General features: G+C 74.0%; 24 protein-coding genes. 16 read left to right on the top strand and 8 right to left on the bottom strand.

The window, feature by feature from the left end; translation table 11 throughout:
• Nucleotides 1–62 precede the first annotated feature (62 nt).
• Nucleotides 63–785 carry an FCD domain-containing protein gene (locus MU522_RS05320; protein ID WP_246992988.1) on the bottom strand — a complete coding sequence of 241 codons (723 nt, stop codon included), beginning with the start codon at nucleotides 783–785 and terminating at the stop codon, nucleotides 63–65.
• Nucleotides 786–920: 135 nt separating this feature from the next.
• Here MU522_RS05320 and MU522_RS05315 point away from each other — a divergent pair, with 135 nt between their 5' ends.
• The 4 genes from MU522_RS05315 to MU522_RS05300 all read left to right on the top strand — a co-directional run bounded on the left by MU522_RS05315 (nucleotide 921) and on the right by MU522_RS05300 (nucleotide 6,366).
• Nucleotides 921–1,730: a sugar phosphate isomerase/epimerase gene (locus MU522_RS05315; RefSeq protein ID WP_246992986.1), complete on the top strand. Its 810-nt coding sequence runs from the start codon at nucleotides 921–923 to the stop codon at nucleotides 1,728–1,730.
• 56 nt (nucleotides 1,731–1,786) lie between these two features.
• Nucleotides 1,787–2,692, top strand: a complete 906-nt coding sequence (locus MU522_RS05310) for a phosphogluconate dehydrogenase C-terminal domain-containing protein (protein ID WP_281440023.1) — start codon at nucleotides 1,787–1,789, stop codon at nucleotides 2,690–2,692.
• On the top strand, nucleotides 2,689–4,167 hold the full coding sequence (locus MU522_RS05305; protein WP_246992983.1) for an SLC13 family permease: 1,479 nt from the start codon (nucleotides 2,689–2,691) through the stop codon (nucleotides 4,165–4,167). Before MU522_RS05310 ends, MU522_RS05305 begins: the two co-directional genes overlap by 4 nt.
• A 189-nt stretch (nucleotides 4,168–4,356) precedes the next feature.
• A complete protein-coding gene (locus tag MU522_RS05300) occupies nucleotides 4,357–6,366 on the top strand; it encodes an alpha/beta fold hydrolase (protein ID WP_246992981.1) in 2,010 nt (669 codons plus the stop codon).
• A 27-nt stretch (nucleotides 6,367–6,393) separates the two neighbouring features.
• Here MU522_RS05300 and MU522_RS05295 read toward each other — a convergent pair whose 3' ends face one another.
• Nucleotides 6,394–7,263, bottom strand: a complete 870-nt coding sequence (locus MU522_RS05295) for a sugar phosphate isomerase/epimerase (RefSeq protein WP_246992979.1) — start codon at nucleotides 7,261–7,263, stop codon at nucleotides 6,394–6,396.
• Between the two features lie 86 nt (nucleotides 7,264–7,349).
• On the opposite strand from MU522_RS05295, the gene MU522_RS05290 reads away from it, so the two are divergent.
• Nucleotides 7,350–8,060 (top strand): FadR/GntR family transcriptional regulator, encoded by a 711-nt coding sequence (locus tag MU522_RS05290; RefSeq protein WP_146354452.1) that lies wholly within the window; start codon nucleotides 7,350–7,352, stop codon nucleotides 8,058–8,060.
• A gap of 41 nt (nucleotides 8,061–8,101) precedes the next feature.
• Here MU522_RS05290 and MU522_RS05285 read toward each other — a convergent pair whose 3' ends face one another.
• From MU522_RS05285 to MU522_RS05270, 4 genes are read right to left on the bottom strand one after another with little or no spacing between them, the layout of a single operon-like run.
• The gene (locus MU522_RS05285) at nucleotides 8,102–8,524 is read right to left on the bottom strand and encodes an RbsD/FucU domain-containing protein (protein ID WP_246992977.1); all 423 of its coding nucleotides are present in this window, start codon (nucleotides 8,522–8,524) and stop codon (nucleotides 8,102–8,104) included.
• Entirely contained in the window at nucleotides 8,518–9,351 is an 834-nt protein-coding gene (locus tag MU522_RS05280; protein ID WP_246992975.1) for an amidohydrolase family protein, read from the bottom strand. Before MU522_RS05280 ends, MU522_RS05285 begins: the two co-directional genes overlap by 7 nt.
• Nucleotides 9,348–10,319 (bottom strand): aldo/keto reductase, encoded by a 972-nt coding sequence (locus MU522_RS05275; protein ID WP_246992973.1) that lies wholly within the window; start codon nucleotides 10,317–10,319, stop codon nucleotides 9,348–9,350. The genes MU522_RS05280 and MU522_RS05275 overlap by 4 nt, the downstream gene beginning before the upstream one ends.
• A 4-nt stretch (nucleotides 10,320–10,323) precedes the next feature.
• Nucleotides 10,324–11,631: an L-fuconate dehydratase gene (locus MU522_RS05270; RefSeq protein WP_246992971.1), complete on the bottom strand. Its 1,308-nt coding sequence runs from the start codon at nucleotides 11,629–11,631 to the stop codon at nucleotides 10,324–10,326.
• 148 nt (nucleotides 11,632–11,779) lie between these two features.
• Here MU522_RS05270 and MU522_RS05265 point away from each other — a divergent pair, with 148 nt between their 5' ends.
• Nucleotides 11,780–12,631 (top strand): fumarylacetoacetate hydrolase family protein, encoded by an 852-nt coding sequence (locus tag MU522_RS05265; protein WP_246992969.1) that lies wholly within the window; start codon nucleotides 11,780–11,782, stop codon nucleotides 12,629–12,631.
• Nucleotides 12,628–13,368, top strand: a complete 741-nt coding sequence (locus tag MU522_RS05260; protein WP_246992966.1) for an SDR family oxidoreductase — start codon at nucleotides 12,628–12,630, stop codon at nucleotides 13,366–13,368. The genes MU522_RS05265 and MU522_RS05260 overlap by 4 nt, the downstream gene beginning before the upstream one ends.
• Nucleotides 13,369–13,374: 6 nt before the next feature.
• Here the strand turns inward: MU522_RS05260 and MU522_RS05255 are convergent, their stop codons facing one another.
• Entirely contained in the window at nucleotides 13,375–14,028 is a 654-nt protein-coding gene (locus MU522_RS05255; protein ID WP_146354465.1) for a transaldolase family protein, read from the bottom strand.
• Between the two features lie 115 nt (nucleotides 14,029–14,143).
• Here MU522_RS05255 and MU522_RS05250 point away from each other — a divergent pair, with 115 nt between their 5' ends.
• The 9 genes from MU522_RS05250 to MU522_RS05210 all read left to right on the top strand — a co-directional run bounded on the left by MU522_RS05250 (nucleotide 14,144) and on the right by MU522_RS05210 (nucleotide 22,024).
• Nucleotides 14,144–15,127: a ribokinase gene (locus tag MU522_RS05250; RefSeq protein ID WP_246992964.1), complete on the top strand. Its 984-nt coding sequence runs from the start codon at nucleotides 14,144–14,146 to the stop codon at nucleotides 15,125–15,127.
• Nucleotides 15,127–15,531, top strand: coding sequence for a D-ribose pyranase (gene rbsD, locus MU522_RS05245; protein ID WP_246992962.1), 405 nt, complete (start codon nucleotides 15,127–15,129; stop codon nucleotides 15,529–15,531). Before MU522_RS05250 ends, rbsD begins: the two co-directional genes overlap by 1 nt.
• 2 nt (nucleotides 15,532–15,533) lie before the next feature.
• The gene (locus tag MU522_RS05240; protein WP_246992960.1) at nucleotides 15,534–16,349 is read left to right on the top strand and encodes a GntR family transcriptional regulator; all 816 of its coding nucleotides are present in this window, start codon (nucleotides 15,534–15,536) and stop codon (nucleotides 16,347–16,349) included.
• Between the two features lie 105 nt (nucleotides 16,350–16,454).
• Nucleotides 16,455–17,030 carry a glucose-6-phosphate isomerase family protein gene (locus MU522_RS05235; RefSeq protein ID WP_246992958.1) on the top strand — a complete coding sequence of 192 codons (576 nt, stop codon included), beginning with the start codon at nucleotides 16,455–16,457 and terminating at the stop codon, nucleotides 17,028–17,030.
• A 3-nt stretch (nucleotides 17,031–17,033) separates the two neighbouring features.
• Nucleotides 17,034–18,524: a xylulokinase gene (xylB, locus tag MU522_RS05230; RefSeq protein WP_146354475.1), complete on the top strand. Its 1,491-nt coding sequence runs from the start codon at nucleotides 17,034–17,036 to the stop codon at nucleotides 18,522–18,524.
• Entirely contained in the window at nucleotides 18,524–19,519 is a 996-nt protein-coding gene (locus MU522_RS05225; RefSeq protein WP_246992956.1) for an NAD(P)-dependent oxidoreductase, read from the top strand. The genes xylB and MU522_RS05225 overlap by 1 nt, the downstream gene beginning before the upstream one ends.
• On the top strand, nucleotides 19,516–20,172 hold the full coding sequence (locus MU522_RS05220; RefSeq protein ID WP_246992955.1) for a bifunctional 4-hydroxy-2-oxoglutarate aldolase/2-dehydro-3-deoxy-phosphogluconate aldolase: 657 nt from the start codon (nucleotides 19,516–19,518) through the stop codon (nucleotides 20,170–20,172). Before MU522_RS05225 ends, MU522_RS05220 begins: the two co-directional genes overlap by 4 nt.
• The gene (locus tag MU522_RS05215) at nucleotides 20,169–21,080 is read left to right on the top strand and encodes a shikimate dehydrogenase (protein ID WP_246992953.1); all 912 of its coding nucleotides are present in this window, start codon (nucleotides 20,169–20,171) and stop codon (nucleotides 21,078–21,080) included. The genes MU522_RS05220 and MU522_RS05215 overlap by 4 nt, the downstream gene beginning before the upstream one ends.
• Complete coding sequence (locus MU522_RS05210; protein ID WP_246992951.1) at nucleotides 21,077–22,024, top strand: aryldialkylphosphatase; 948 nt, start codon at nucleotides 21,077–21,079, stop codon at nucleotides 22,022–22,024. The genes MU522_RS05215 and MU522_RS05210 overlap by 4 nt, the downstream gene beginning before the upstream one ends.
• Nucleotides 22,025–22,115: 91 nt before the next feature.
• Here MU522_RS05210 and MU522_RS05205 read toward each other — a convergent pair whose 3' ends face one another.
• Nucleotides 22,116–23,114: an ABC transporter substrate-binding protein gene (locus MU522_RS05205; RefSeq protein ID WP_128189084.1), complete on the bottom strand. Its 999-nt coding sequence runs from the start codon at nucleotides 23,112–23,114 to the stop codon at nucleotides 22,116–22,118.
• Between the last annotated feature and the right edge of the window lie 109 nt (nucleotides 23,115–23,223).

Genomic DNA, 23,223 nt, shown 5'->3' with positions numbered 1-23,223 from the left:
CCGCGAGCCTAGTGGCGCTGTGTTTCGGGCTCGCTCAGCGCCGTCCCCCGGCCGGCGCGTGGTCAGCGGTCGCCGGCGACGCGCAGGATGCGCGCAGTCGCGGTGGCCATGTGCTCGGCCATCGCGGCCTGCGCGGCGGCGCTGTCGCCGGCGATGATCGCGTCGGCGATCGCCGCGTGCTCGCGGATCGCCGTCTCGACGTCGCGCGGGTCGTCGACGGCGTGCTCGAACCAGACCCGCAGCAGCGAGCGGGCCGTCGAGAGCAGGTCGCTGAGGATGGCGTTGCCGGCCATGGCGGCGAGGTGCCGGTGGAACGCGATGTCCTGCTCGACGTAGCCGTCGAGGTCGGCGTCGCGCTGCGCCTGCACGAGCGCGCGCAGCCGCTCGGCGTCCTTCGGCGTCACGACCTGCGCCGCCCGCTCGGCGGCGGCGCGCTCGAGCGCGGCGCGCACGAAGGCGACATCCTCCATCTGCTCCTGGTCGACGAGCATCGACCACGAGAGCGTCTGCGGCAGCAGCTCAGACGTCGCCGACCGCAGGTAGGTGCCCGAGCCCGCCCGGGTCTCGACGACGCCCAGCACCTCGAGCGCGGCGATCGCCTCCCGCACCGCCGAGCGGCCGACGCCGAGCGCCTCGGTGAGCTTGCGCTCCGAGGGCAGCCGATCGCCCGCGCGCATGCTGTCGCCGAGCAGCAGCTTCAGCAGCTGCTGCGCGACCGAGCCGCTCACCGAGGTGGTGGCGGTCGTCGAGCGGCGCAGCGCGTCGAGGAGGGATGCGTCGGACACGGGATGAGCGTACCCCGCGCCGTGGCGAGAATTGGTCAACCGGTTGCGCGGTTTCGACATCCGCGCTAGCGTGACGACGACCTCGCCGCAGCGGCTGCGCGGGGCGACGGCACAGCACACGACGAGGTTTGCGACATGGACATCGGGATCGGCTCCTACGCCCTGTTCTGGGAGTGGCACGACCACCCGCGTCCGCTCTCCATCGCCGACATGCTCGAGCGGACCGCCGAGCTCGGCTGCGACGTCTTCGAGATCTGCGACGACCCGCGCATCGAGCAGTGCACCGCCGACGAGCTCGACGCGCTGTGCGCGAGCGCCGACCACCTGGGCGTGCGCCTGCAGCTCGGCACGCGCGGCATCGACCCCGACCACCTCGCCCGCTACCTCGGCATCGCCGCCGCCCTCGACGCGCACGTGCTGCGCTCGATGGTGCAGCGGCCCGACGCCGAGCAGGGCGCCGCGCACGTCGCCGAGCTGCTGCGGCGCTCGCTCCCCCGGCTCGAGGAGTCGGGCATCGCGCTCGCGCTCGAGACGTACGAGCAGATCCCGACGAGCGAGCTCGTCGCCGCCGTCGAGGCGGTCGGGTCGCCGCTCGTCGGCATCACCCTCGACCCGGCCAACTGCATCGCCGCGCTCGAGCGGCCCGCCGACGTCATCGACGCGGCCGCGCCGCATGCGCTCGACCTGCACGTGAAGGACTTCGCCTTCGCCCGCCAGGAGGGCTGGGTGGGCTTCACGCTCTCCGGCGCCCGCATGGGCGACGGCCAGCTCGACCTCGACCACGAGCTGCGCGCACTCGCCGACGCCGGCCGCTCCCCCGCCGCCATCGTCGAGCACTGGCTGCCTTGGCAGGGCGACTCCGCCGCGACCGTCGCGCTCGAGCGCGAGTGGACCGCCGCGACCCTCGCCGCGCTGCGCGCGGCCGCCGCCGACCCGCTGCCGTGACCCACGGCATCCGCCACCCCAGACCGATCACCGAGAACCGAGATAGAAGGAGCATCGTGAGTCCCAGCGAGCTGAACCCCCTCACCGGCAAGCAGGTCGACCTCGACCCGTCGCTGACCGTCGCCGTCATCGGCGCCGCAGGCAAGATGGGCATGCGCGTGTCGAACAACCTCGACCTGACCGGCGCGACCATCCACTACTGCGAGGCGTCCGACACCGGCAAGGAGCACATCGAGGCGCTCGGCCGCACGGTCTCGACCGTCGACGAGGCCGTCCCCGGCGCCGACGTCGTGATCCTGGCTGTGCCGGACGTCGTGCTCGGCAAGGTCTCAGAGCAGGTCGTGCCGATGATGCAGGCGGGCGCCGTGCTGCTCACGCTCGACCCGGCCGCGGCCTACGCCGGCCTCCTCGCGCAGCGCGACGACGTGCACCAGGCGTGCGCGCACCCGTGCCACCCGTCGGTGTTCCTCGAGCGCACCACGGTCGAGCAGTACGCCGACACCTTCGGCGGCATCGCGGCCGACCAGGACGTCGTCGCCTCGTTCGAGGGCGACGACGAGGCGGCCCGGCAGCGCACCGAGCAGGTCGTGCGGGCCATCTACGCGCCCGTCATCGATGTGCACTGGGTCACGACGAAGCAGCTCGCGCAGCTCGAGCCGACCCTCGTCGAGACGACCGCGTGCATGATCGGGCAGTTCCTGAAGGACTCGATGGACCACGCCATCCACGAGGTCGGGATCCCCGAGGACGCCGTCAAGGCGATCTTCTTCGGCCACATCGGCATCGCGCTCACCAACGCGCTGCGCGGCTCGAACCCCTTCTCCGAGGCCTGCCACCTGGCCATGGACTACGGCCGCGAGGCCATCATCAACGATGACTGGAAGCGCATCTGGGACGACGAGGACCTCGACCGGGTGCTCACCAAGATGCTGAAGATCGAGAAGATCGAGAGGACCCGATGAGCCCCATCTACCTGATCGCGGTGGCCGTCGTCGCCATCGCGCTGCTGCTGTTCCTGGTCATGAAGCTGAAGTGGCCGGCGTACCTCGCGCTGCTCGCCGTGTCGGTGCTCACGGCGCTCGCCGCGGGCATCGCCATCCAGGAGGTCATCCCGACCGTCATCGCCGGCATGGGCACGACGCTCGGCAACGTGGCGCTGCTCGTGGGCCTCGGCGCCATGCTCGGCGGCATCATCGAGAAGACCGGCGGCGCCGAGATCATCGCGCGCAAGGCCGCGAAGGTGCTCGGCAAGGACCGCCTGGGACCTGCGCTCCTCATCGCCTCCGGCCTCGTCGCGATCCCGATCTTCTTCGACGTCGCCTTCATCATCCTGGTGCCGATCATCTTCAGCTTCGCCAAGGCATCCGGCCACAAGAGCCCGATCGCGCTCGGCGCGCCCGTGGCCGTCTTCATGGTGTTCATCCACAACGCCGTTCCCCCGCACCCGGGCATCGTCGGCTCGACGACCCTGCTGAACCCGGATGTCATGGGTCTCGTCACGATCCTCGGCATCCTGCTGGCGATCCCCATGGGCTTCGTCATCTGGTGGCTCTCGAAGCGCATCATGGCGCGCGGCTCGTGGGAGATGTCGCCCGAGATCGCCGAGAAGTACGCCGACGCGGGCGCCGCGAACCTCGGCTCGGGCGACCGCGACCTCGACGGCGGCGCCGGCGCCGGCAGGGCCGCGCTCACCGCGGCCGACCCCGTCACGGGCACCTCGACCACGACCGCCGTGCGCGAGCGCACCATCACCACGCCGAGCGCCGGCGCCGTCGTCGCGCTCATCCTGCTGCCGATCGTCATGATCGCGATCGGCACGGTCGGCAAGCTGATCGTCGAGCCCGAGACGCCCGTCGCCAACGTGCTCGCCTTCATCGGCGCGCCGGCGCTCGCCCTGCTCGTCGCGTGCGTGCTCGCGATGTACCTGCTGGGCGTGCGCCACGGCTGGGGCAAGCAGGACATGAGCGACATCATGGACTCGGCGCTCGCGCCCGCCGCGATCGTCGTCTTCGTCACCGGCGCGGGCGGCGTGTTCGCCCGCGTGCTCACCGAGTCGGGCATCGGCGACGCGGTCTCCGGCATGCTCGTCGACGCCGGCGTGCCGATCATCTTCCTCGCCTTCATCCTCGCGCTCATCTTCAAGGTGGCGCAGGGCTCCGGCACGGTCGCGACGCTCACCGCCGCGGGCCTCGTGCAGTCGACGGTCGCGGCCGGCGGCTACAGCGAGCTCCAGGTCGCGCTCATCATCCTCGCGATCGCGATGGGCTCGGTGTCGCTGTCGCACATCAACGACTCCGGCTTCTGGATCGCCACGAAGTTCATCGGCCTCTCGGTCGCGGGCGGCCTGAAGACGTGGACGTTCATGTGCACCGTGGTCGGCTTCCTCGGCATGGCGATCGTCTCGGTCGCCTGGCTGCTGGCGTCGGCGATCGCGTAGCGCTCCCGCCGCATCCCCGGGCCCCGGCTCGCGAGCATCCGCTCGCGGGTCGGGGCCCTTCGGCGTGCGCGAGGCCGTTCGTCGACCGGCCAGATGCGTGGCCGACCGGATAGTCCGGTCGGGCGCGCACAGAGCCGGTCGACCGACGGATGCACGGGGTTGGGAATTCCGAACCGGTAGCGTCGGGGCATGGCTGACGAGCGATTCGACGACTTCACCGACATCGAGGGTCTGCTGCGGCTGCCCCGCCACGCGGGGCTCGCGGCCTCGCCGAGCGGACGGCTCGTGGCGGTCATCCAGCAGGCCGACGAGCACGGCTCGCGCATGGTGCCCTCGCTCTGGGAGCTCGACCCGGCCGGCGAGCGCGAGGCGCAGCGGCTCACGTGGTCGGCGAAGGGCGAGAGCGCCCCGCGCTTCGCGCCCGACGGCTCGCTCCTCTTCTCCTCCGCACGGCCCGACCCGACCGGCACCGCCGACGAGGACGTCGCGGCCATCTGGCGCCTGCCGGAGCACGGCGAGGCGCACGTCGTCGCATCCGCCCCCGGTGGCCTGAGCCTCGTCGCGGTCGCCGACGACGGCACGATGCTCGCCACCACCGAGGTGCTCGCGGGCGGCACGCTCGCCGACGACGCCGAGCGGCGCAAGGCGCGCACGCAGGCGAAGCGCACCGCCATCTGGCACACGGGCATGCCCATCCGCTACTGGGACCACGAGGTCTCCGACGTGAGCCCGAGGCTCGTGCTCGTCTCGCCCGACGGCGACGTGCGCGAGCTCACGCCCGGCGCCGACACGCTCAACCTGCTCAACGCATCCGCCGACCTCTCGCGCGACGGCGAGCGCGTCGCCACCACCTGGACCACCCGCGTCGCCGGCGGCGAGACGCGCTCGGCGATCGCGGTCGTCGACGTGCGGGCGCGCCGCCGCCGCGTGCTGCTGCGCGCGACCGCCGCGCAGCAGTGGGCGCGGCCGCGCTTCTCGCCCGACGGGGCGGCGCTCGCCGTCACCCGCCTCACGACCTCGAGCCCCACCGACACGACCTACGACTTCCTCGAGATGCACCCGCTCGGCGGCGGCGACCCGGTGCTCGTCGACGTCGGCGACGTCTCGGTCACCGAGTACGCGTGGGCGGATGCGTCGACGCTGCTGGTCGCGGGCGACCTGCACTCGCGCGGCGCCGTGCTGGCGGTGGATGCGTCGACGGGCCGGGTGCGGACGCTCGTCGACGACGCCCCGCACGCCTCGCTCGCGCCGACCGCCGACGGCCGCTCGGTCTTCGCGCTGCGCACCGACATGGCGACCCCCGCGGCGCCCGTGCGGATCCCCGTGCGCGGGCGCGGCGAGACGACCGCGATCGAGGCGCCCGGCCGGATCGGCGCGCTGCCCGGCCGCCTCGAGTGGGTCGAGACCGACGTCGACGGGGTGACCGTCGGCGGCTGGCTCTGCACGCCGAAGGCGGCGAGCACGAAGGCCCCGGCGCCGGTGATGCTGTGGATCCACGGCGGCCCGCACGGCTCCTACAACGCGTGGAGCTGGCGCTGGAACCCGTGGCTCGCGGTCGCGCGCGGCTACGCCGTGCTGCTGCCCGACCCGGCGATGTCGACCGGGTACGGCCACGAGGGCCTCAACCGCGGCTGGCCGCGCCTCGCCGACGTGGTGTGGCGCGAGTGCGAGCGGCTGCTCGACCACGTGCTCGAGCGGCGCACGCTCGACGGCTCGCGCACGGCGCTGCTCGGCGCGTCGTTCGGCGGCTACATGACCAACTGGATCGCCGGGCACTCCGACCGCTTCGACGCGATCGTCACGCACGCGGGGCTCTGGGCGCTCGACCAGCAGCACGCGACGACCGACGCGGCCGCGCAGAAGGTGCGCGTGCACGGCCACCCCGACCTGCTGCCCGAGTGGTACCGCTCCTACTCGCCGCACCACAGCGCATCCGCCATCACCACCCCGATGCTGCTCACGCACGGCAACCGCGACTACCGCGTGCCGGTGAGCGAGGCCATGCGCATGTGGTGGGACCTCGTCTCGGCGTGGCCGGGGAGCCCCGCCACGATGCCGCACCGCTTCCTGCAGCTGACCGACGAGAACCATTGGGTGCTGCGCCCGTCGAACGCGGTGACGTGGAACCGTGCGGTGCTCGGCTTCTGCGACCAGCACGTGCTCGGCGGGGAGCCGCTGCCCGACGCGCTGCCCTGGTAGCGGCGTCGCCGGGCAGCGCGCCCGGCGTCAGTGCAGCGCGATCGTCTCCACCGCGCGCAGCTGGTCGCGGATGAAGCGGTTGGCGTGCGCTGCGAGGTCGGCGGAGTCGTCCCAGAGGTTGCGCCAGATGCCGAGCGTGTTCGACAGCGACTCGGAGACCACCGCGCTCGAGAACGACTCGAAGACGACTGGGCCGTCGTAGCCGACCCGCGCGAGGCCGCGGAAGAACGAGCCGAAGTCGACCGAGCCGGTGCCGAGGTAGCCGCGGTGGCTCTCGCCGATGTGCACGTAGCGCAGCCGGTCGCCGGCGTCGAGGACCGGCTCGAGCATCCCCGACTCCTCGATGTTCATGTGGTACGTGTCGAGGTGCAGGTGCACGTTTCCGTGACCGACCTGCTCGAGGAACCGCAGGCCGCCGCGCGCGGTGTTCGCGATGTTCGTCTCGTAGCGGTTGACGATCTCGAGCGACAGCGTGACGCCCGCCGCCTGCGCCCGGTCGCCGAGCCGCGCGAGCGCGGCTGCCGAGGCAGCCCGGCCCGCCTCGGTCGGCGGCACCATGTACTTCTGCATCGCCGAGTAGATGACGCCGCACAGGTGCTCGCCGCCCGCCTCGGCGACGACGTCGATCGCGCGCTCGAGCAGGCTCTCGCCCTTGCGGCTCACCGCCGCGTCCTCGCTGGAGAGGTCGTGCGCCGCGTCGAGCCCGAGGCTCGCCGTCATCGCGATGCCGTGGTCGTCGACCATGCGGCCGACGAGCGCGCCGTCGAAGGCGTACGGATCCATGAGCGGCAGCTCGAGCAGGTCGAAGCCCGCCTGCTGGGTGCCGGCGATGGCGGCCCGGAGGCCCGCCTCGTCGAATTCGCCGGTGAAGACGAGGCCGTGGACGCCGATCTGCATGGGGGAGCTCCTTCGCGCTGGGGACGGGCAGACTCCAGCATGGCGCATCCGCCCCGCAGAGGTCGGATCTTTCATAGGGTGGGCTCATGGCGGTGACGGACGACGCGATCAGCAAGATCAAGCAGATGATCCAGCAGGGCGAGCTGCGCCCCGGCGACCGGCTGCCCCCGGAGCAGGAGCTCGCCGAGCGGCTCGGCCTCTCGCGCTCGTCGATGCGCGAGGCGGTGAAGGCGCTCGAGGCGATGCGCATCCTCGACGTGCGGCGCGGCGACGGCACCTACGTCACGAGCCTGCAGCCGAGCCTGCTGCTCGAGGCGATGTCGTTCGTGCTCGACTTCCACGAGTCACACGCGGTGCTCGAGGTCTTCGAGGTGCGGCGGATCGTCGAGCCCGCCTCCGCCGCCCTCGCCGCACGCCGGGCGACGCCCGAGCAGGTCGCCGCGATGCGCGAGCACCTCACCGCCGTGCACGGCGAGACCCCGAGCGACGAGCTCGTGGAGCACGACGTCGCCTTCCATCGGATGATCGCGGCCGCGACGGGCAACGACTACCTCGTCAGCCTGCTCGAGACGATCTCGAGCCAGACCGCCCGGGCACGCGTGTGGCGCGCGCTCACGCAGGACAACGCGGTGCCGCGCACGCTGCAGGAGCACGAGCGCATCCTCGACGCGATCGCCGCGGGCGACGCCGACGTCGCCCGCGCGGCGATGATCGTGCACATCGCCGGCGTCGAGCACTGGCTGCACGACGCCGCCGAGCGCGAGAGCGAGGCGCTCGCGCAGGCCGACGAGGCGTAGCCGGCCGCGCCCACGAGGCGCAGCCCCCGGGGCCTCGGGCGTCAGTCGCCGCCGAAGCCGACGACGCCCTTCCGCAGCAGCGCGTTGCCGTACTTGCGCGCTTCAGCCGTGCGCACGACGCAGAAGGCGCTCCGCGCGAGGTCGTAGAAGGCGAAGCGCGCGACCTGCGCGAGCCGCCCCTCCGGGCAGCGCGCGGCCGCGCGCAGCTCCTCGCCGACCTCGACGCCCTCGCCCGGCTCCGCCTCCATGAGCAGCACCGACGGCCCCTCGTACTCGTCGTACGGCACGACCGAGCGGATGGCCTCGAGCACGCGCGGGGCGGATGCCTGCACCGTCACGACCGGCTGGCCGGCGGCGTACGAGGGGTAGTGGGCGTCGGCGATGAGCACGCTGTCGCCGTGCCCCATGTGGTCGAGCAGGCGCAGCAGCTCGCCGTCGAGCAGCGGATCGATCCCGTTCAGCATGGTTCCTCCAGTCGGTACACGCGGCGGGCCGTCCCCGCCTCGATCGCGCGGCGCTCGTCCTCCGACAGCGCCGAGAGCGCCCCGTCGATCGGCGCCATGAGTGCGCCGAGCCCGTCGGCGAGCAGCGGCATCGGCCAGTCGGAGCCCAGCAGCATCCGCCCCGGCCCGAACGCGTCGAGCGCCGTGCGCCAGGCGTCGGCGAACGCATCCGCCGGCAGGCCGCGGCCCGCGTGGTGCAGGCCCGAGACCTTCGCGACGGTCGTCGGCACGGCCGCGAACGCGCGCACCCCGGCTCGCCACGCGTCGCGCGCGCCGGCATCGACCGGCGGCTTGCCGAGGTGGTCGAGCACGACGACGAGCCCGTCGACCTCGGCGGCGGCGCGGGTCGCTGCGGCGAGCTGGTGCGGCCAGGCGTCGGGCACGTCGAGCGGCAGCCCGCGCTCGGCGAGCAGCGCGAGCGTGCGCCGCACCTCGGGCCGGTCGAGCAGGAGCGGGTCGGGCTGGTCGTGGATGAGCGCGCGCACGCCGACGAGCGGGCGGCCGCGCAGCTGGTCGAGCCGCTCCCGCGCGCGCTCGGGATCCTCGAGCGGCACCCAGCCGACGGCGCCCGCGATCCAGTCGTGCGCCTCCGCGAGCGCGAGGAGGTGCTCGGTGTCGGCGTCGGTGTCGGCCGCCTGCACGAGCACCGCGGCGTCGAAGCCCGCGGCGCCGATCGCCGCCCGACCCTCCGCGGCGTCGAAGCCGCGGTCGATGGGCGCGAGCGACGCGTCGAGCCACCCGTAGCCCTCGACCGACGGCCAGAGGTGCAGGTGCGCGTCGATCCTCACGCGCACTCCGCGGGGATGAGGCCCGCGTCGGCGAGCTCGGCCCACACCGCGTCCGGCACGGGGGTCGCGGCGCGCGCGCCGGTCTCGGCCATCTGGGCGGGGCGGCTCGCGCTCACGGCGCGCGCGACCACCGTCGGCATCCGCAGCGGGAAGGCGATCGCTGCCGTCGGCAGGTCGACGCCGTGCGCCTCGCACACGTCGGCGATCGCGTGCGCGCGCGCGAGCAGCTCGCGGTCGGCGGCGCCGTAGTCGTAGCGGGCGTCGGATGCGGGCCGCGGCTTCGCGAGCAGGCCGGAGTTGAAGATCGACACGGCGATGGCCTCCACGCCGCGCGCCGCGCAGGCGGGCACGACCCGCTCGATCGCGGAGTGGTCGAGCAGCGTGATGCGGCTCGAGACCATCAGCACGTCGGCGAGCCCGCTCGTGGCGGCCGCCTCGAGGGCCGTGAGCGACTTCGAGCCGATGCCCACCGCATCCGCCATGCCCTCCTGCCGCAGCGCCGCGAGCGCCGACAGCCCGGCGTCGAGCGCCGCCCGCTCGCCCTCGGGCGCCACGTCGGGGTCGTGGAGGTAGAGCACGTCGACGCGGTCGAGGCCGAGCCGCTCGAGCGACTCGTCGAGGCTGCGGCGCACCCCCGCCTCGGAGGCGTCGTAGCGGCGCTCGTGCGTGCGCGGCACCGCGAAGTCATGCGCCATGTCGTCGCCGTCGGAGCCGCCCGGCACGGGCTCGAGCAGCCGGCCGACCTTCGTCGAGACGATGAACTCGTCGCGCGGCTTGGAGCGCAGGAAGGCGCCGAGGCGCCGCTCCGACAGGCCGAGCCCGTAGTGCGGTGCCGTGTCGAAGTGGCGGATGCCCGCGTCCCACGCCGCCTGGAGGGTCGCCTCCGCGTCGGCGTCGCTGAGCGCGCGGTAGAGGTTGCCGACCGTGGCGGCGCCGAAGGCGAGCGGGTGGTCGGCCAGGATCGACATGCCCCTACCCTGCCGCAGTCGCGACTCGGTGCGCACCCGTCCACGTGTAGTCGCGCACCGACTCGGCGAGCATCTCGGTGCCGGCGCCCGGCGTGAGCGGCGCGCGGTAGGCGCCGCCCTCGATGACGGTGGGCGTCACGAAGTGCTCGTGCAGGTGGTCGACGAACTCGATCACCCGGCCCTCGCGCGTGCCGGAGACGGCGATGAAGTCGAGCATCGACAGGTGCTGCACGGCCTCGCACAGGCCCACGCCGCCCGCGTGCGGGCACACGGGCAGCCCGAACTTGGCCGCGAGCAGCAGGATCGCGACGTTCTCGTTCACGCCGCCGACGCGGGTCGCGTCGATCTGCACGTAGCTGATGGCGGCCGCCTGCATGAGCTGCTTGAAGACGACGCGGTTCTGCACGTGCTCGCCGGTCGCGACCGGGATGGGCGCGATGCCGCGGGCGATGGCCGCGTGGCCGAGCACGTCGTCGGGGCTCGTCGGCTCCTCGACCCAGTGGGGCCGGAACTCGGCGAGCGCCTGCACCCAGTCGATCGCCGCCTGCACGTCCCAGCGCTGGTTCGCGTCGATCGCGATCGGGAAGTCGGGCCCGCACACCTCGCGCGCGATGCGGAAGCGGCGGATGTCGTCGTCGAGGTCGGCGCCGACCTTGAGCTTGATCTGGGTGAAGCCGTCGGCCATCGCCTCGCGGCACAGCCGCGCGAGCTTCTCGTCGGAGTAGCCGAGCCACCCGGGCGTCGTCGTGTAGGCCGGGAAGCCGCTCTCGAGCAGCTGCGCCTCGCGCTCGGCCTTGCCGGGCTCGGCGGCGCGCAGGATCGCGAGCGCCTCGTCGCGCGTGAGCGCGTCGCTCAGGTAGCGGAAGTCGACGAGCGAGACGAGCTCCTCGGGGCTCATGCGGGCGAGCAGCTGCCACAGCGGCATGCCGGCGCGCTTGGCCTTGAGATCCCACAGCGCGTTGACGACGGCGCCGATCGCCATGTGCATGACGCCCTTCTCGGGCCCGAGCCAGCGCAGCTGCGAGTCGCCGATCAGCTCGGCCGAGGCGGCGCCCATGTCGTCGAGCAGCGGCTCGACCTCGCGGCCCACGATGTGCTCGGCGACGGCGCCGATCGCGGCGAGCTGCACGTCGTTGCCGCGGCCGATGGTGAAGACGAAGCCGTGCCCCTCGTGGCCGTCGCCGGCGTCGGTGCGCACGACGAGGTAGGCGGCCGAGTAGTCGGGATCGGGGTTCATCGCGTCGGAGCCGTCGAGGCTCTGCGAGGTGGGGAAACGGACGTCCGAGACGTCGACGCTGACGATGGTGCTCATGGCGGGGCTCCTCTGACTGGCCATTGCAGACTATAGATCGGATGTTTGGACGGCAAGTGCTGTCGACGAGCGGCGCGATCGCCTAGGATCGCTCCGAGACTTCGGATGTTCGACATCCGACCGCGCGACGACGACGGAAGGAGCGCACATGCGTCTGGCACGACTGGGAGCAGCCGGCGAGGAGGTGCCCGTCGCCCTCGTCGACGAGCGGGCCTACGACCTGCGGTCGATCGCCGCCGACATCGACGGCGCCTTCCTCGAGCACGGCCTCGATCGCGCCCGCGCCGCGCTGGAGGCCGGCGAGCTGCCGGAGCTGCCCCGCGACGGCCTGCGCGTCGGTGCCCCGGTCGCGCGCCCCGGCGCCGTGGTGTGCATCGGCATGAACTACGCGGCCCACGCCGCCGAGTCGGGCAGCGAGCCGCCGACGCAGCCGGTCATCTTCCTGAAGCACCCCAATACGGTCGGCGGCCCCGACGACGACGTGCCCCTCGCCGCGCACGCGCAGAAGATGGACTGGGAGGTCGAGCTCGCGCTCGTCATCGGCCGCCCCGCGTGGAACCTCGGCTCGCGGGAGGAGGCGGCCGCGTGCATCGCCGGCGCCACCGTCGCCGACGACCTCTCCGAGCGCACGTGGCAGCTCGAGGTCTCGGGCGGCCAGTGGTCGAAGGGCAAGTGCGCGCCCGGCTCGACGCCGCTCGGGCCCGAGCTCGTCACCGCCGACGAGCTCGACCTGGGCCGCCTGCACCTGACGAGCCGCGTCAACGGCGAGCCGCGCCAGGACTCCTCGACCGCCGACCTCATCTTCGACGCCGCGACCGTGGTGCAGGACCTCAGCCGCTACATGCGCCTCGACCCGGGCGACGTCGTGCTCACCGGCACGCCCGAGGGCGTGGCGCTCTCCGGCCGCTTCCCCTACCTCGTCGACGGCGACGTCGTCGAGGTGGCGATCGACGGCATCGGCACGCAGCGCCACCGCATGGTCGCCGAGGCCTCGGCATGAGCGAGTTCGACGGCCTCGTCGCGATCGTCACCGGGGGCGGCAGCGGCATCGGCGCCGCGATCGCCGACGAGCTCGCCGATCGTGGCGCGCGCGTCGCCGTGCTCGACCTGCGCCCCGGCGACGCGCACCTCGGCGTCGAGTGCGACATCGCCGACGACGCCTCCGTGCGCGCGGCGGTCGCGCGGGTCGCCGACGAGCTCGGCGGCATCGACGTGCTGATCAACAACGCCGGCATCGGCGCGACCGGCGCGATCGACGACAACGACGAGGCCGAGTGGCACCGCGTGTGGGATGTCAACGTCGTCGGCATCATGCGCGTCACCCGTGCGGCGCTGCCGCACCTGCGTGCCTCGACGGCGGCGGCGATCGTCAACACCTCGTCGATCGGCGCCACCGCGGGGCTCCCGCAGCGCGCCCTCTACTCCGCGTCGAAGGGCGCCGTGCTCTCGCTCACCCGCGCGATGGCCGCCGACCACCTGCGCGAGGGCATCCGCGTCAACGCGGTCAGCCCCGGCACCGCCGACACGCCCTGGGTGGGACGTCTGCTCGCCGCGGCGCCCGACCCGGCGCACGAGCGCGCCCAGCTCGAGGCGCGCCAGCCGCACGGCCGGCTCGTCGCCCCCGCCGAGATCGCGCACGCCGTCGCGTACCTCGCGAGCCCCCGGGCCGGCTCGACGACCGGCGTCAGCCTCGCCGTCGACGGCGGCATGCAGGAACTGCGCCTGCGCAAGGACTGAGCGGCGTCAGGACGCGAGCGACGGCGACGCCTCGAAGACCGCGGCCGCGTCGTCGGTCGCCGGATGCGCGAGGGCGGCCCAGAGCACGTCGGGGGCGGCCGTGAAGGTGGGCACGCCCGCCTCCGCGAGCGCCACGATGTCGTCGGGGGTGCGCAGGCTCGCCGCGAGCACCTCGGTCGCAGAGTCGCCGCACGCGGCCTGCATGCGCGCGATGTCGCCGACCGCGTCGAAGCCGGCATCGCGCATCCGCCCCAGGTACGCCGCGATGTAGCGGATGCCGCACGAGGCGGCGGCGAGCGCCTGCGCGGGCGTGAAGACCGCCGTCAGCAGCACGGGCGCGCCCTCGCGCGCCAGCCGGGCGGCGACTCCGAAGCCGACGCGCGTCGCGGGCACCTTCACCACCGCGAGCTCGCCGAGCGCGAGGATCTCGCGGGCGCGCCGCTCGAGGGCCGCCTCGTCGTCGCCCCAGGCCTGGAAGAAGATCTCGCGCGCGCCCTCGCCGGCCCACCGGGCGTAGAGCTCGGGGATGTCGGCGACGGTGCGGCCGGCGCGCTCGAGGATCGTCGGGTTGGTCGTCACGCCGTGCACGAGCGAGCCGGAGAGCAGGGGCGACACGGCGTCGACGTCGGCCGAGTCGACGTACAGGCGGGGCGCGGGCATGGGTGCTCCTCACGAGCGCTGGGGATGGTGCCCGGCAGGACGTCACGGGTCGCCGCTAATGTAATGACAGGCGCGCGCGGACGTCAATGAGGATCGCGCGAGGATGCGAGGAGCAGTGACCGACGTGCAGGATCTCGACGCAGAGCGGGCAGGCGTGCTGGTGGTCGGCTCGATCACCGCCGATGTGACCACCTTCTCGCGCCGGCTGCCGCGGCCGGGCGAGACGTTCCTCGGGGACGCGTTCACGCTCGTGCTCGGCGGCAAGGGCGCCAACCAGGCGGTCGCCGCGGGCCGGGCGGGCGCCGATGCCCAGATGGTCGGATGCGTCGGCGACGACCTGTTCCGCGACCTCGTGCGCGAGGGGCTGCGCGACGCGGGCGTCGACATCCGCCACGTTCGCGTCGTGCCCGACCAGACCGGCATCGCGCACATCCGCGTCGACGCGAGCGGCGAGAACGACATCGTCATGGTGCCGCTCGCGAACGCGCACCTCGACGAGGCGCAGATCGACCGCGCCTTCGCCGAGCTCGGCCCGAGCACGCGCGTGATGCTCACGCAGCTCGAGATCCCCTTCCAGCTCACGATGCACGCGATCCGCCGCGCGCACGAGGCGGGCCTCACCGTCGTGCTCGACCCCGCGCCCGCGCACGAGCTGCCCGACGAGATCTGGCCGCTCGTCGACCTCGTCACGCCCAACGAGACCGAGGCGACGCTGCTCACCGGCACCGACGTCGACTCCCGCGAGGCGGCCGTCGCCGCCGGGCGCTGGTTCGTCGACCGCGGGGTGGGCGCGGCCCTCATCACGATGGCGGGCGCCGGCAGCGTGCTGGTCGACGCCGACGGCGTCAGCGACCACGCGCCCATCCGCGTCGAGGTCGTCGACACGACCGCGGCGGGCGACGCCTTCGCGGGCTTCCTGGCGGCCGCGCTCGCCGCCGGGCTCTCGCGCGACGAGGCCATCCGCCGCGCCGGGGCCGCCGGCGCGCTCGCCGTCACCAAGCGCGGCGCCTCCCCCAGCCTGCCCACCGCCGCCGAGGTCGACGCGCTGCTCGCCTCGCAGCTCGAGCCGGCGACCGAGTCCGCGAGAGAGGACGCCTGATGCGCAAGAGCGCCACGACCATCCACCCCCAGCTGAGCCGCATCATCTCGGAGCTCGGCCACGACGACGAGCTCTTCGTCACCGACGCGGGCCTGCCCATCCCGCAGGACGCCGAGCGCGTCGACCTCGCCTACCGCAAGGGCGAGCCGCCGTTCCTCGACGTGCTCGACACGATCCTCGCCGAGATCGTCGTCGAGGGCGCCGTGATGCCCGCGGAGGTCGCCGAGGCGAGCCCGCACGTGCTCGCGGCGGTGCGCGAGCGGCTCGAGCCCTTCGGCATCGACGTGCAGCTCATCCCCCACGTCGACTACAAGCGCCGCTCGCACGGCGCGCGCGCCTTCGTGCGCTCGGGCGAATACACGCCCTACGCCAACGTCGCGCTCATCGCGGGCGTCGACTACTGACGATGGCCGTCGACGCCGCCCCGAGACGTCGCCGCAGCACCGCCTCGCTGCCGTCGATCTCGATCGACCGCCGCTCGGCGCTGCCGATGTACGACCAGCTGCGCCGGCAGATCCTCGAGACGATCTCCGACGAGGGGCTCGAGCCCGGCGACCTGCTGCCGGGCGAGCTGCGCATGTGCGAGCTCTACGGCGTCTCGCGCACGGTCGTGCGCCAGGCGCTCGGCCAGCTCGAGCACGACGGCATCATCACGCGCGTGAAGGGCAAGGGCACCTTCGTCGCGCCGCAGAAGACCACCGAGACGCTCGCGAGCGGCCTCGCGGGCCTCTTCGAGGAGGTCGCCGCGCGCGGCGGCCACGTGCACAGCGAGGTGCTGCGGCTCGAGCGCGAGCCCGCCGACGAGCGCGTCGCCCAGCAGCTGCGCTGCGCCCCCGGCACCGTCGTGGTGGCGCTCGAGCGGCTGCGCTTCGTCGACGGCGAGCCCTGGTCGCTCTCGACCACGTGGATGCCCGAGCACATCGGCGCGCACGTCTTCGGCGCCGAGCTCGCCGAGGGCTCCCTCTACGCGCTGCTCGCCGACCGCGGCATCCGCGCCGCGAGCGGCGTGCGCTCGGTCGAGGCGTCGGTGACGGATGCGCGCGAGGGCCAGCTGCTCGGCATCGGCCCCGGCAAGCCCGTGCTGCTGCTGCGCAGCGCCATGGTCGACGCGGCGGATCGGCCGATCGAGTACTTCCAGGCGCTGCACCGCGGCGACCGCACGCGCTTCGAGTTCCACCTCACGGCCGACGACGCGCGCGGGCCGGTGTTCCTGACGCGCTGAGGCACGGCGACGCCGGGCCGACCCGAGGACGCCTGGCGCAAACCTGTAATGACAGGTAGAGTCGTGGCGCGCCCGACGGAGCGCGCCATCGACCGAGGAGACGCCGTGCCCGACTTCGCCACGCCCCCCATCAGCCCCTTCGCCATCCGCTTCGACGCCGAGGCGGCGACCCTCTCGCCCGAGGGCCCCACGCTCGAGCGGCGCATGAGCGACCTCGAGGGCCTCTTCGCCGACCACGACGCGTGGCAGGCGGCCGTCGCCGACGGCGACCCGGTCGTCTACCGCGTGCAGTCGTCGCCCGTGCCGGAGGCCGACCGCGAGCTGCCGCAGTCGATCACGACCATCGAGCCCGGCACGACCGCCGGCGAGTGCTGGATGACGAAGGGCCACCAGCACCCGAACCACCAGGGCGAGATCTACCTCGCCCTGCACGGCACGGGGGGCCTGCTCATGTTCGACGGCGACCGCGTCGAGTGGCTCGACATGACGCCCGGCACCATCGGCTACATCCCGCCGGGCTGGGCCCACCGCTCGGTCAACGTCGGCGACGAGCCCTACTCGTTCCTCGCCGTCTACCCGGGCGGCGCCGGCCACGACTACGGCTGGGTGCTCGAGCACGGCATGGGCAACCGCATCCACCGCACCGGCGACGGCTTCGCGCTGCGCCCCTACAGCGCCTGACCCATGCTGATCGCGCACGACCTCGGCACGACCGGCGACAAGGCCTCCCTGCACGACGACGACGGCCGGCTGCGCGCATCCGTCACGGTCGCCTACCCGGTGCGCTTCGCGGACGGCGGCATCGCCGAGCAGGACCCGCGCGACTGGGAGCGGGCGGTCGTCGAGGCGACCCGCTCGCTGCTCGAACGCACGGGCACCGACCCCGCGACCGTCACCGGCCTCGTCGTCAGCGGCCAGATGATGGGCGCGGTGCTGCTCGACGAGCACTACGAGCCCGTGCGCCCGGCGATCATCTGGGCCGACACGCGCGCGCAGCCGCAGACCGAGCAGCTCGTCGACCGGCTCGGCGAGCGCGAGGCGTACGCGCTGCTCGGCCACCGGCTGAACCCGACGTACTCGATCGCCAAGGTCATGTGGGTGCGCGACCACGAGCCCGACGTGTACGACCGCGTGCGGTGGTTCTGCGTCGCGAAGGACTTCGTCGTGCACCGCCTTACCGGGCGCCTCGCGACCGAGCCGAGCGACGCATCCGCCACCAACGCCTTCGACCAAAAGGCGGGCACCTGGTCGCGCGCCGTCATCGACGCGGCCGGGCTTGACATCTCGATCTTCCCCGACATCGTCGCCTCGACCGAGGTCGTCGGCACGCTCACCGACGACGCCGCTGCCGCGACGGGGCTCCCGAAGGGCACCCGCGTCGTGATGGGCGGCGGCGACGGCCCGATCGCCGCCGTCGGCGCCGGCGTCGTCGCGCCCGAGGACGGCGCGTACGTGTGCCTCGGCACCTCGTCGTGGATCTCGTTCTCGGCCGAGCAGCCGGTGCTCGACCCGAGCATGCGCACCTTCACCTTCGACCACGTCGTGCCCGGCCAGTACGTGCCGACCGCCACCATGCAGGCGGCGGGCGCGTCGGTGACCTGGATCAACGAGGTGCTCTCGCCCGAGCCCGACGGGCGCACGCTCTCGGAGCTCGTCGCGCAGGCCGACACCGACGACGCGGCCACCGGCGGCCTCTACTTCCTCCCCTACCTCCTCGGCGAGCGCGCCCCGCGCTGGAACCCCGACGCGCGCGGCGCCTTCGTCGGCATCGGCAGGCACCACGGCAGGGCGCACCTCGCGCGCGCCGTCCTCGAGGGCGTCGCCTTCAACCTCGCCGTCTGCATCGACGCGTTCCGCGAGTCGGGCTCGACGATCGACCGCATCGACGCGGTCGGCGGCGGCGCCGCGAGCGACGCCTGGCTGCAGATCATGGCGGATGTGTGGGGCGTGCCCGTGCGCCGCCGCTCGGTGGTCGAGGAGGCCAACAGCCTCGGCGCAGCGGTGGTCGGTGCGGTGGGCCTGGGGCTCGTCGACTCCTTCGCGGCGGCCCGCGACCTGTCGGAGGTCACCGCCGAGTTCGTGCCCGACGCCGGGCGCCACGACCAGTACCGACAGCGGCTCGGGCGCTTCGACGAGGCCTACGCCGCGCTCGAGCCGTGGTTCGGCGCGCACTGATGGCGACGATCCTCGCGACGAGCCGCTCCTTCGGCGACGGCAGCCGCGACCTCGTCGGCGAGCTCGAGCGCGCCGGCCACACCGTGCTGCGCGGGCCGAGCGACCACGGGCTCGACGCGCTGCGCGAGGCGCTCACGACCGCCGACGCGTGGATCGCCGGCACCGGACCCGTGACAGCCGAGCACCTCGACGCCGCGCCGCGGCTGCGCGTCGTCGCCCGCTACGGCGTCGGCACGGAGGCGGTCGATGTCGCCGCGGCCACCGCGCGCGGCATCCTCGTCACGAACACCCCGGGCGCGAACTCCGACGCGGTCGCCGACCACGCGGTCGCCCTCATGCTCGCCGCGCTGCGCTCGATCGCGCACGGCGACCGGCAGGTGCGGCGCGGCGACTGGCGGGCGGTGCGCGGGCGCGAGCTCGGCGCCCTCACCGTCGGCATCGTCGGGTTCGGCCGCATCGGCCGGGGCGTCGCGCGCCGGCTCGGCGGCTTCGGCTCGCGCATCGTCGCGACCGATCCCATGCTCACCGACGAGCAGGTGCGGGACGGCGGCGCCGAGCCGCTCGACCTCGCGGCCATGGCCCGGGAGTGCGGCCTCATCACCCTGCACGCGCCCGGCGGCCAGACGCTCGTCGACGCCGGCTGGCTCGCCGGGGTCGCGCGGCCGCTCGTGCTCGTGAACACCGCCCGCGCCGACCTCGTCGACGAGGCCGCGCTCGCCCAGGCGCTCCGCGACGGGCGCGTCGCCGCCTTCGCGGCCGACACGCTCGCCGGCGACACGGCGGGCACCGCCTCCCCGCTGCTCGCCGACGACCTCGCCGACCGCGTCACCCTCACGCCGCACCTCGGGGCGCAGACCGTCGAGGCGGTCGACGGCATGGGCTCCATCGCCGTCGCCAACGCGCTCGCCGCGCTCGAGGGCATCGCCCCGCCGAACCCCGTGAACGACCCCGACCCCGCCGCGCTCGCCGCGCGGCGCCGAGAGGAGCAGGCATGAGCGTCCATGCCCCCACCGACCGCCTCGATGCCGTGCGCAGCGCCGGCGTGCTCGCCGTGCTGCGCGCGCCCGACGCCGAGCGCGCGGTGCAGGCCGCCGCCGCCCTCGTCCGCGGCGGCGTCACCGGCATCGAGGTCACGTACTCGACGCCCGACGCCGCGGCCGTGATCGCCGAGCTGCGGCGCCGCCACGGCGACGCGGCGCTCGTCGGCGCCGGCACCGTCACGACCCCGGCGCAGGCCGAGGAGTCGGCCGCTGCCGGGGCGCAGTTCCTCGTCGCCCCCGGCACGCTGCCCGACCTCGCGCGGGCGATGCTCGGCACGGGGCTGACGACCATGACGGGCGCCATGACGCCCACCGAGGTCATGGGCGCGATGGCGCTCGGCGTCGACGTCGTGAAGGTCTTCCCCGCCTCGCTCGGCGGCCCCGGCTTCCTCAAGGCGCTCCGCGAGCCGTTCGCCGACGCGGTGCTCATGCCCACGGGCGGCGTCACCGCCGAGAACCTCGCCGAGTTCCTCGCCGCCGGCGCGATCGCGGTCGGGGCGGGCGGCGACCTCCTGGCCCGCGACGCCCTCGCGGCGCAGGACTGGGACGCGATCGAGGCGCGCGCCCGCGACTACGCGTCGGCGCTCGAGGCGGCGAGGCGCGCATGAGCGGCCGCATGGGCTTCGTCGGCGTCTCGACCCGGTCGTCGTCGATCATGGCGATCTTCCCCGTCTGGGCCGACATCCTCGGGCTCCCCACGCGCGAGCTCGAGGGGCACGACCTCCCGCTCGACGCGACCCGCGAGCAGTACCGCGCGCTCGTGGAGGCCATCCGCGACGATCCCGAGCACCGGGGGGCGCTCGTGACCACGCACAAGATGGCGCTCTACGCGGCCGCCCACGACCTCTTCGACGAGCTCGACGACTTCGCGCGCGCGTGCGGCGAGGTCTCGAGCATCGCCAAGCGCGACGGGCGCCTGCTCGGGCACGCGAAGGATCCGATCACCGCCGGGCTCGCGCTCGACGAATTCCTGGCCCCGGATGCGTTCGGCGGCGTCCGCGACGCCGTCGTGCTCGGGGCGGGCGGTGCGGGCCTGGCCCTCACCTGGCGCCTCGCCGAGCGCGACGACCGGCCGCGGCGCATCCTCGTCACCGACACGAGCCGCGAGCGGCTCGACCACCTGGCCGCCGTGCACGCCTCGCGCGGCACCGACCCGGCGCTCCTGACCCTGTTCGACGCGACGCCCGACGCGACCCGCGCGGCGCTCGCCGAGGCGCCGGAGGGCAGCATCGTCGTGAACGCCTCCGGGCTCGGGAAGGACCGGCCGGGATCGCCCGTGCCCGACGGAGCGGTCTTCCCGCGGCGGGCGGTCGTCTGGGAGTTCAACTACCGCGGCAGCCTCGAGTTCCTGCACCAGGCGCGCGCGCAGCAGGCCGAGCGCGAGCTGACGGTGGTCGACGGCTGGCGCTACTTCATCCACGGCTGGACCCAGGTGATCGGCGAGGTCTTCGCGATCGAGATGACGCCGGCGCTCGTCGAGCGCCTCGCGGTCGCCGCCGAGCCGTTCCGCGCATGACCGTCGTCCGCACCGTGCTCGGCGACGTCGAGCCGGCGGCCCTCGGCGCGGTCGACGCGCACGAGCACCTCTTCCAGGTCTCGCCGCTCCTGCCGGGCGACGAGCTCGACGACCCGGAGCGCTCCCGCCAGGAGGCGGCGAGCCTGCGCGGCAGCGGCTTCGCAGCGATGATCGACGCGACGCCCATCGGGCTCGGGCGTCGGCCGGCAGAGGTCGCGGCCATCAGCGCGGGGACCGGCCTCGGCGTCGTCGCGAGCACGGGCATCCACCGCGAGGCCCACTACGGCGCCGAGCACCCGCTGCGCGGCTGGGACGCCGAGCGCCGCGCCGCGGCGTTCGTGCGCGACCTCGTGGAGGGGATGCCCGAGCACGACGGGCCGGACGCGGACCCCGCGCTCCACGGGGGCGAGCCCGTGCGCGCCGGCCTCATCAAGACCGGCATCGGCTACTGGTCGATCGCGCCCTTCGAGCGCGCCACCCTCGTGGCGGCCGCGATCGCGCACGCGGAGACGGGCGCGGCGATCATGGTGCACCTCGAGCACGGCAGCGCGGGCCACGAGGTGCTCGACCTGCTCGAGCGCCTCGGCGTCGCGCCTGCCCGCGTCATGCTCGCGCACGCCGACCGGCTCATCGACCCCGGCCACCACGCCGAGCTGCTCGCGCGCGGCTGCGCGCTCGGCTACGACGGCATGGCGCGCTGGCGCGACCGCAGCGACCACGAGCTGCTCGAGCTCACCGCGGCGGTCGTCGAGCGCGGCTTCGACCGCATCCTGCTCGGCGGCGACGTCGCCCGCGCGTCGCGCTACGTCGCCTACGGCGGCATGCCCGGCCTCGCCTACCTCGGCGCGCGCTACCTGCCGCGGCTACGCGAGCGCATCGGCGACGAGGTCGTCGAGCGGATGCTCGTCGCCCACCCGCGCGCGCTGCTCGCGATCCGCGGCTGAGCCGCTCCTCGCGCTCGACGCGAACGCGGAAGCCCCCGGCCTGGCGGCCGGGGGCTCCTGCGTCTGCCGGTCGTGGACGACCGTCAGTCGATCACTCGTAGAGGACCGCTGCGATCTCCGGGTCCTCGAGGTTCTCGGCGTCGTACCAGTACGAGCCGGTGTCGGTGAAGTCGTCGAGCTCCTCGCCGTTGATGGCGGCGACGGCGTTCTCGACCACCGTGCGGCCGATGCCGATCGGGTCCTGCGTGATCGCGCCGGCCATGACGCCGTTGCGGATCGCGTCGACCTGGGCGGCGCCCGAGTCGAAGCCGACGATGGTGAGCTCGCCGGCCGGCAGGCCCAGCTCGGTCACGGCGTTCACGATGCCGATCGCCGAGCCCTCGTTCGTGCCGTAGAGGCCGACGAGGTCGGGGTGCGCGGCGATCATCGCCTTCGCGATGTCGGCCGAGCGGAGGTGGTCGCCATCGCCGTACTGGATGTCGACGATCTCGATGTCGGGGTAGTTCGCCTCGATCTCCTCGACGAAGCCGTCGCGGCGCTCGACACCGGTCGAGTTGATCTGGCTGTGGCCGACGATGCCGACCTGGCCCTCGCCGCCGATCAGCTCGGCCATGTTCTGCGCCGCGAGCGCGCCCGCGGCCATCGAGTCGGTCGCGGCCAGGTTCTGGCCGTACTCGCTCTCGCAGCCGGCGTCGAACTCCACGATGGGGATGCCGGCGCTCTCGGCCGCCTCGTAGAGCGGGATGCACGCCTGCGGGTCGAGCGCGGCGTAGCCGATCGCGTCGGGGCCGCGGTCGATCGCCGCCTGCAGCATCTGCAGCTGCGCGTCGATCTCGGTCTCGGCGGCGGGGCCCTCGAAGGTGACCTCGACGCCGAGCTCCTCGGCGGCCTCCTCGGCGCCGGTGCGCACGGCCTGCCAGAACTGGTGCTGGAAGCCCTTCGACACCAGTGCGATCTGCAGCGTCTCGCCGTCGCCGCCCGCCTCGGGCTCGCCCGACGTCGCCGGGGCGCCTCCGCCCGAGCAGCCGGCGAGCGCGAGCGCGAACGTGGCCGCGCCGGCGACGAGCGCCGTCCTCTTGCTGAACCTCATGGAAACTCCGTTGTCTCTGCGCCGATCGCTCGGCGTCCTGTCACTGCTGGCTGTGCCTGGGTGGTGCCGGAGTGCTCCGGCGACGCGAGGCGGCTGGCACGGCCGCCGC

Origin of the sequence: Agrococcus sp. SCSIO52902 (assembly GCF_022983135.1) — a bacterium.
GTDB classification, from domain to species: domain Bacteria; phylum Actinomycetota; class Actinomycetes; order Actinomycetales; family Microbacteriaceae; genus Agrococcus; species Agrococcus sediminis.
This window is presented reverse-complemented; position numbering and strand designations above follow the sequence as displayed.

Bases quoted from the DNA above. Each gene is read 5' to 3' on its own strand.
- MU522_RS05260 (WP_246992966.1), top strand. From the start codon at position 12,628: ATGAGCGAGTTCGACGGCCTCGTCGCGATCGTCACCGGGGGCGGCAGC.
- MU522_RS05295 (WP_246992979.1), bottom strand. From the start codon at position 7,263: ATGCAGATCGGCGTCCACGGCCTCGTCTTCACCGGCGAATTCGACGAG.
- MU522_RS05215 (WP_246992953.1), top strand. From the start codon at position 20,169: ATGAGCGGCCGCATGGGCTTCGTCGGCGTCTCGACCCGGTCGTCGTCG.
- MU522_RS05205 (WP_128189084.1), bottom strand. From the start codon at position 23,114: ATGAGGTTCAGCAAGAGGACGGCGCTCGTCGCCGGCGCGGCCACGTTC.
- MU522_RS05275 (WP_246992973.1), bottom strand. From the start codon at position 10,319: ATGTCGATCCTGGCCGACCACCCGCTCGCCTTCGGCGCCGCCACGGTC.
- MU522_RS05290 (WP_146354452.1), top strand. From the start codon at position 7,350: ATGGCGGTGACGGACGACGCGATCAGCAAGATCAAGCAGATGATCCAG.
- MU522_RS05315 (WP_246992986.1), top strand. From the start codon at position 921: ATGGACATCGGGATCGGCTCCTACGCCCTGTTCTGGGAGTGGCACGAC.
- MU522_RS05270 (WP_246992971.1), bottom strand. From the start codon at position 11,631: ATGAGCACCATCGTCAGCGTCGACGTCTCGGACGTCCGTTTCCCCACC.
- xylB (WP_146354475.1), top strand. From the start codon at position 17,034: ATGCTGATCGCGCACGACCTCGGCACGACCGGCGACAAGGCCTCCCTG.
- MU522_RS05210 (WP_246992951.1), top strand. From the start codon at position 21,077: ATGACCGTCGTCCGCACCGTGCTCGGCGACGTCGAGCCGGCGGCCCTC.
- MU522_RS05225 (WP_246992956.1), top strand. From the start codon at position 18,524: ATGGCGACGATCCTCGCGACGAGCCGCTCCTTCGGCGACGGCAGCCGC.
- MU522_RS05265 (WP_246992969.1), top strand. From the start codon at position 11,780: ATGCGTCTGGCACGACTGGGAGCAGCCGGCGAGGAGGTGCCCGTCGCC.
- MU522_RS05220 (WP_246992955.1), top strand. From the start codon at position 19,516: ATGAGCGTCCATGCCCCCACCGACCGCCTCGATGCCGTGCGCAGCGCC.
- MU522_RS05255 (WP_146354465.1), bottom strand. From the start codon at position 14,028: ATGCCCGCGCCCCGCCTGTACGTCGACTCGGCCGACGTCGACGCCGTG.
- rbsD (WP_246992962.1), top strand. From the start codon at position 15,127: ATGCGCAAGAGCGCCACGACCATCCACCCCCAGCTGAGCCGCATCATC.
- MU522_RS05285 (WP_246992977.1), bottom strand. From the start codon at position 8,524: ATGCTGAACGGGATCGATCCGCTGCTCGACGGCGAGCTGCTGCGCCTG.
- MU522_RS05240 (WP_246992960.1), top strand. From the start codon at position 15,534: ATGGCCGTCGACGCCGCCCCGAGACGTCGCCGCAGCACCGCCTCGCTG.
- MU522_RS05305 (WP_246992983.1), top strand. From the start codon at position 2,689: ATGAGCCCCATCTACCTGATCGCGGTGGCCGTCGTCGCCATCGCGCTG.
- MU522_RS05300 (WP_246992981.1), top strand. From the start codon at position 4,357: ATGGCTGACGAGCGATTCGACGACTTCACCGACATCGAGGGTCTGCTG.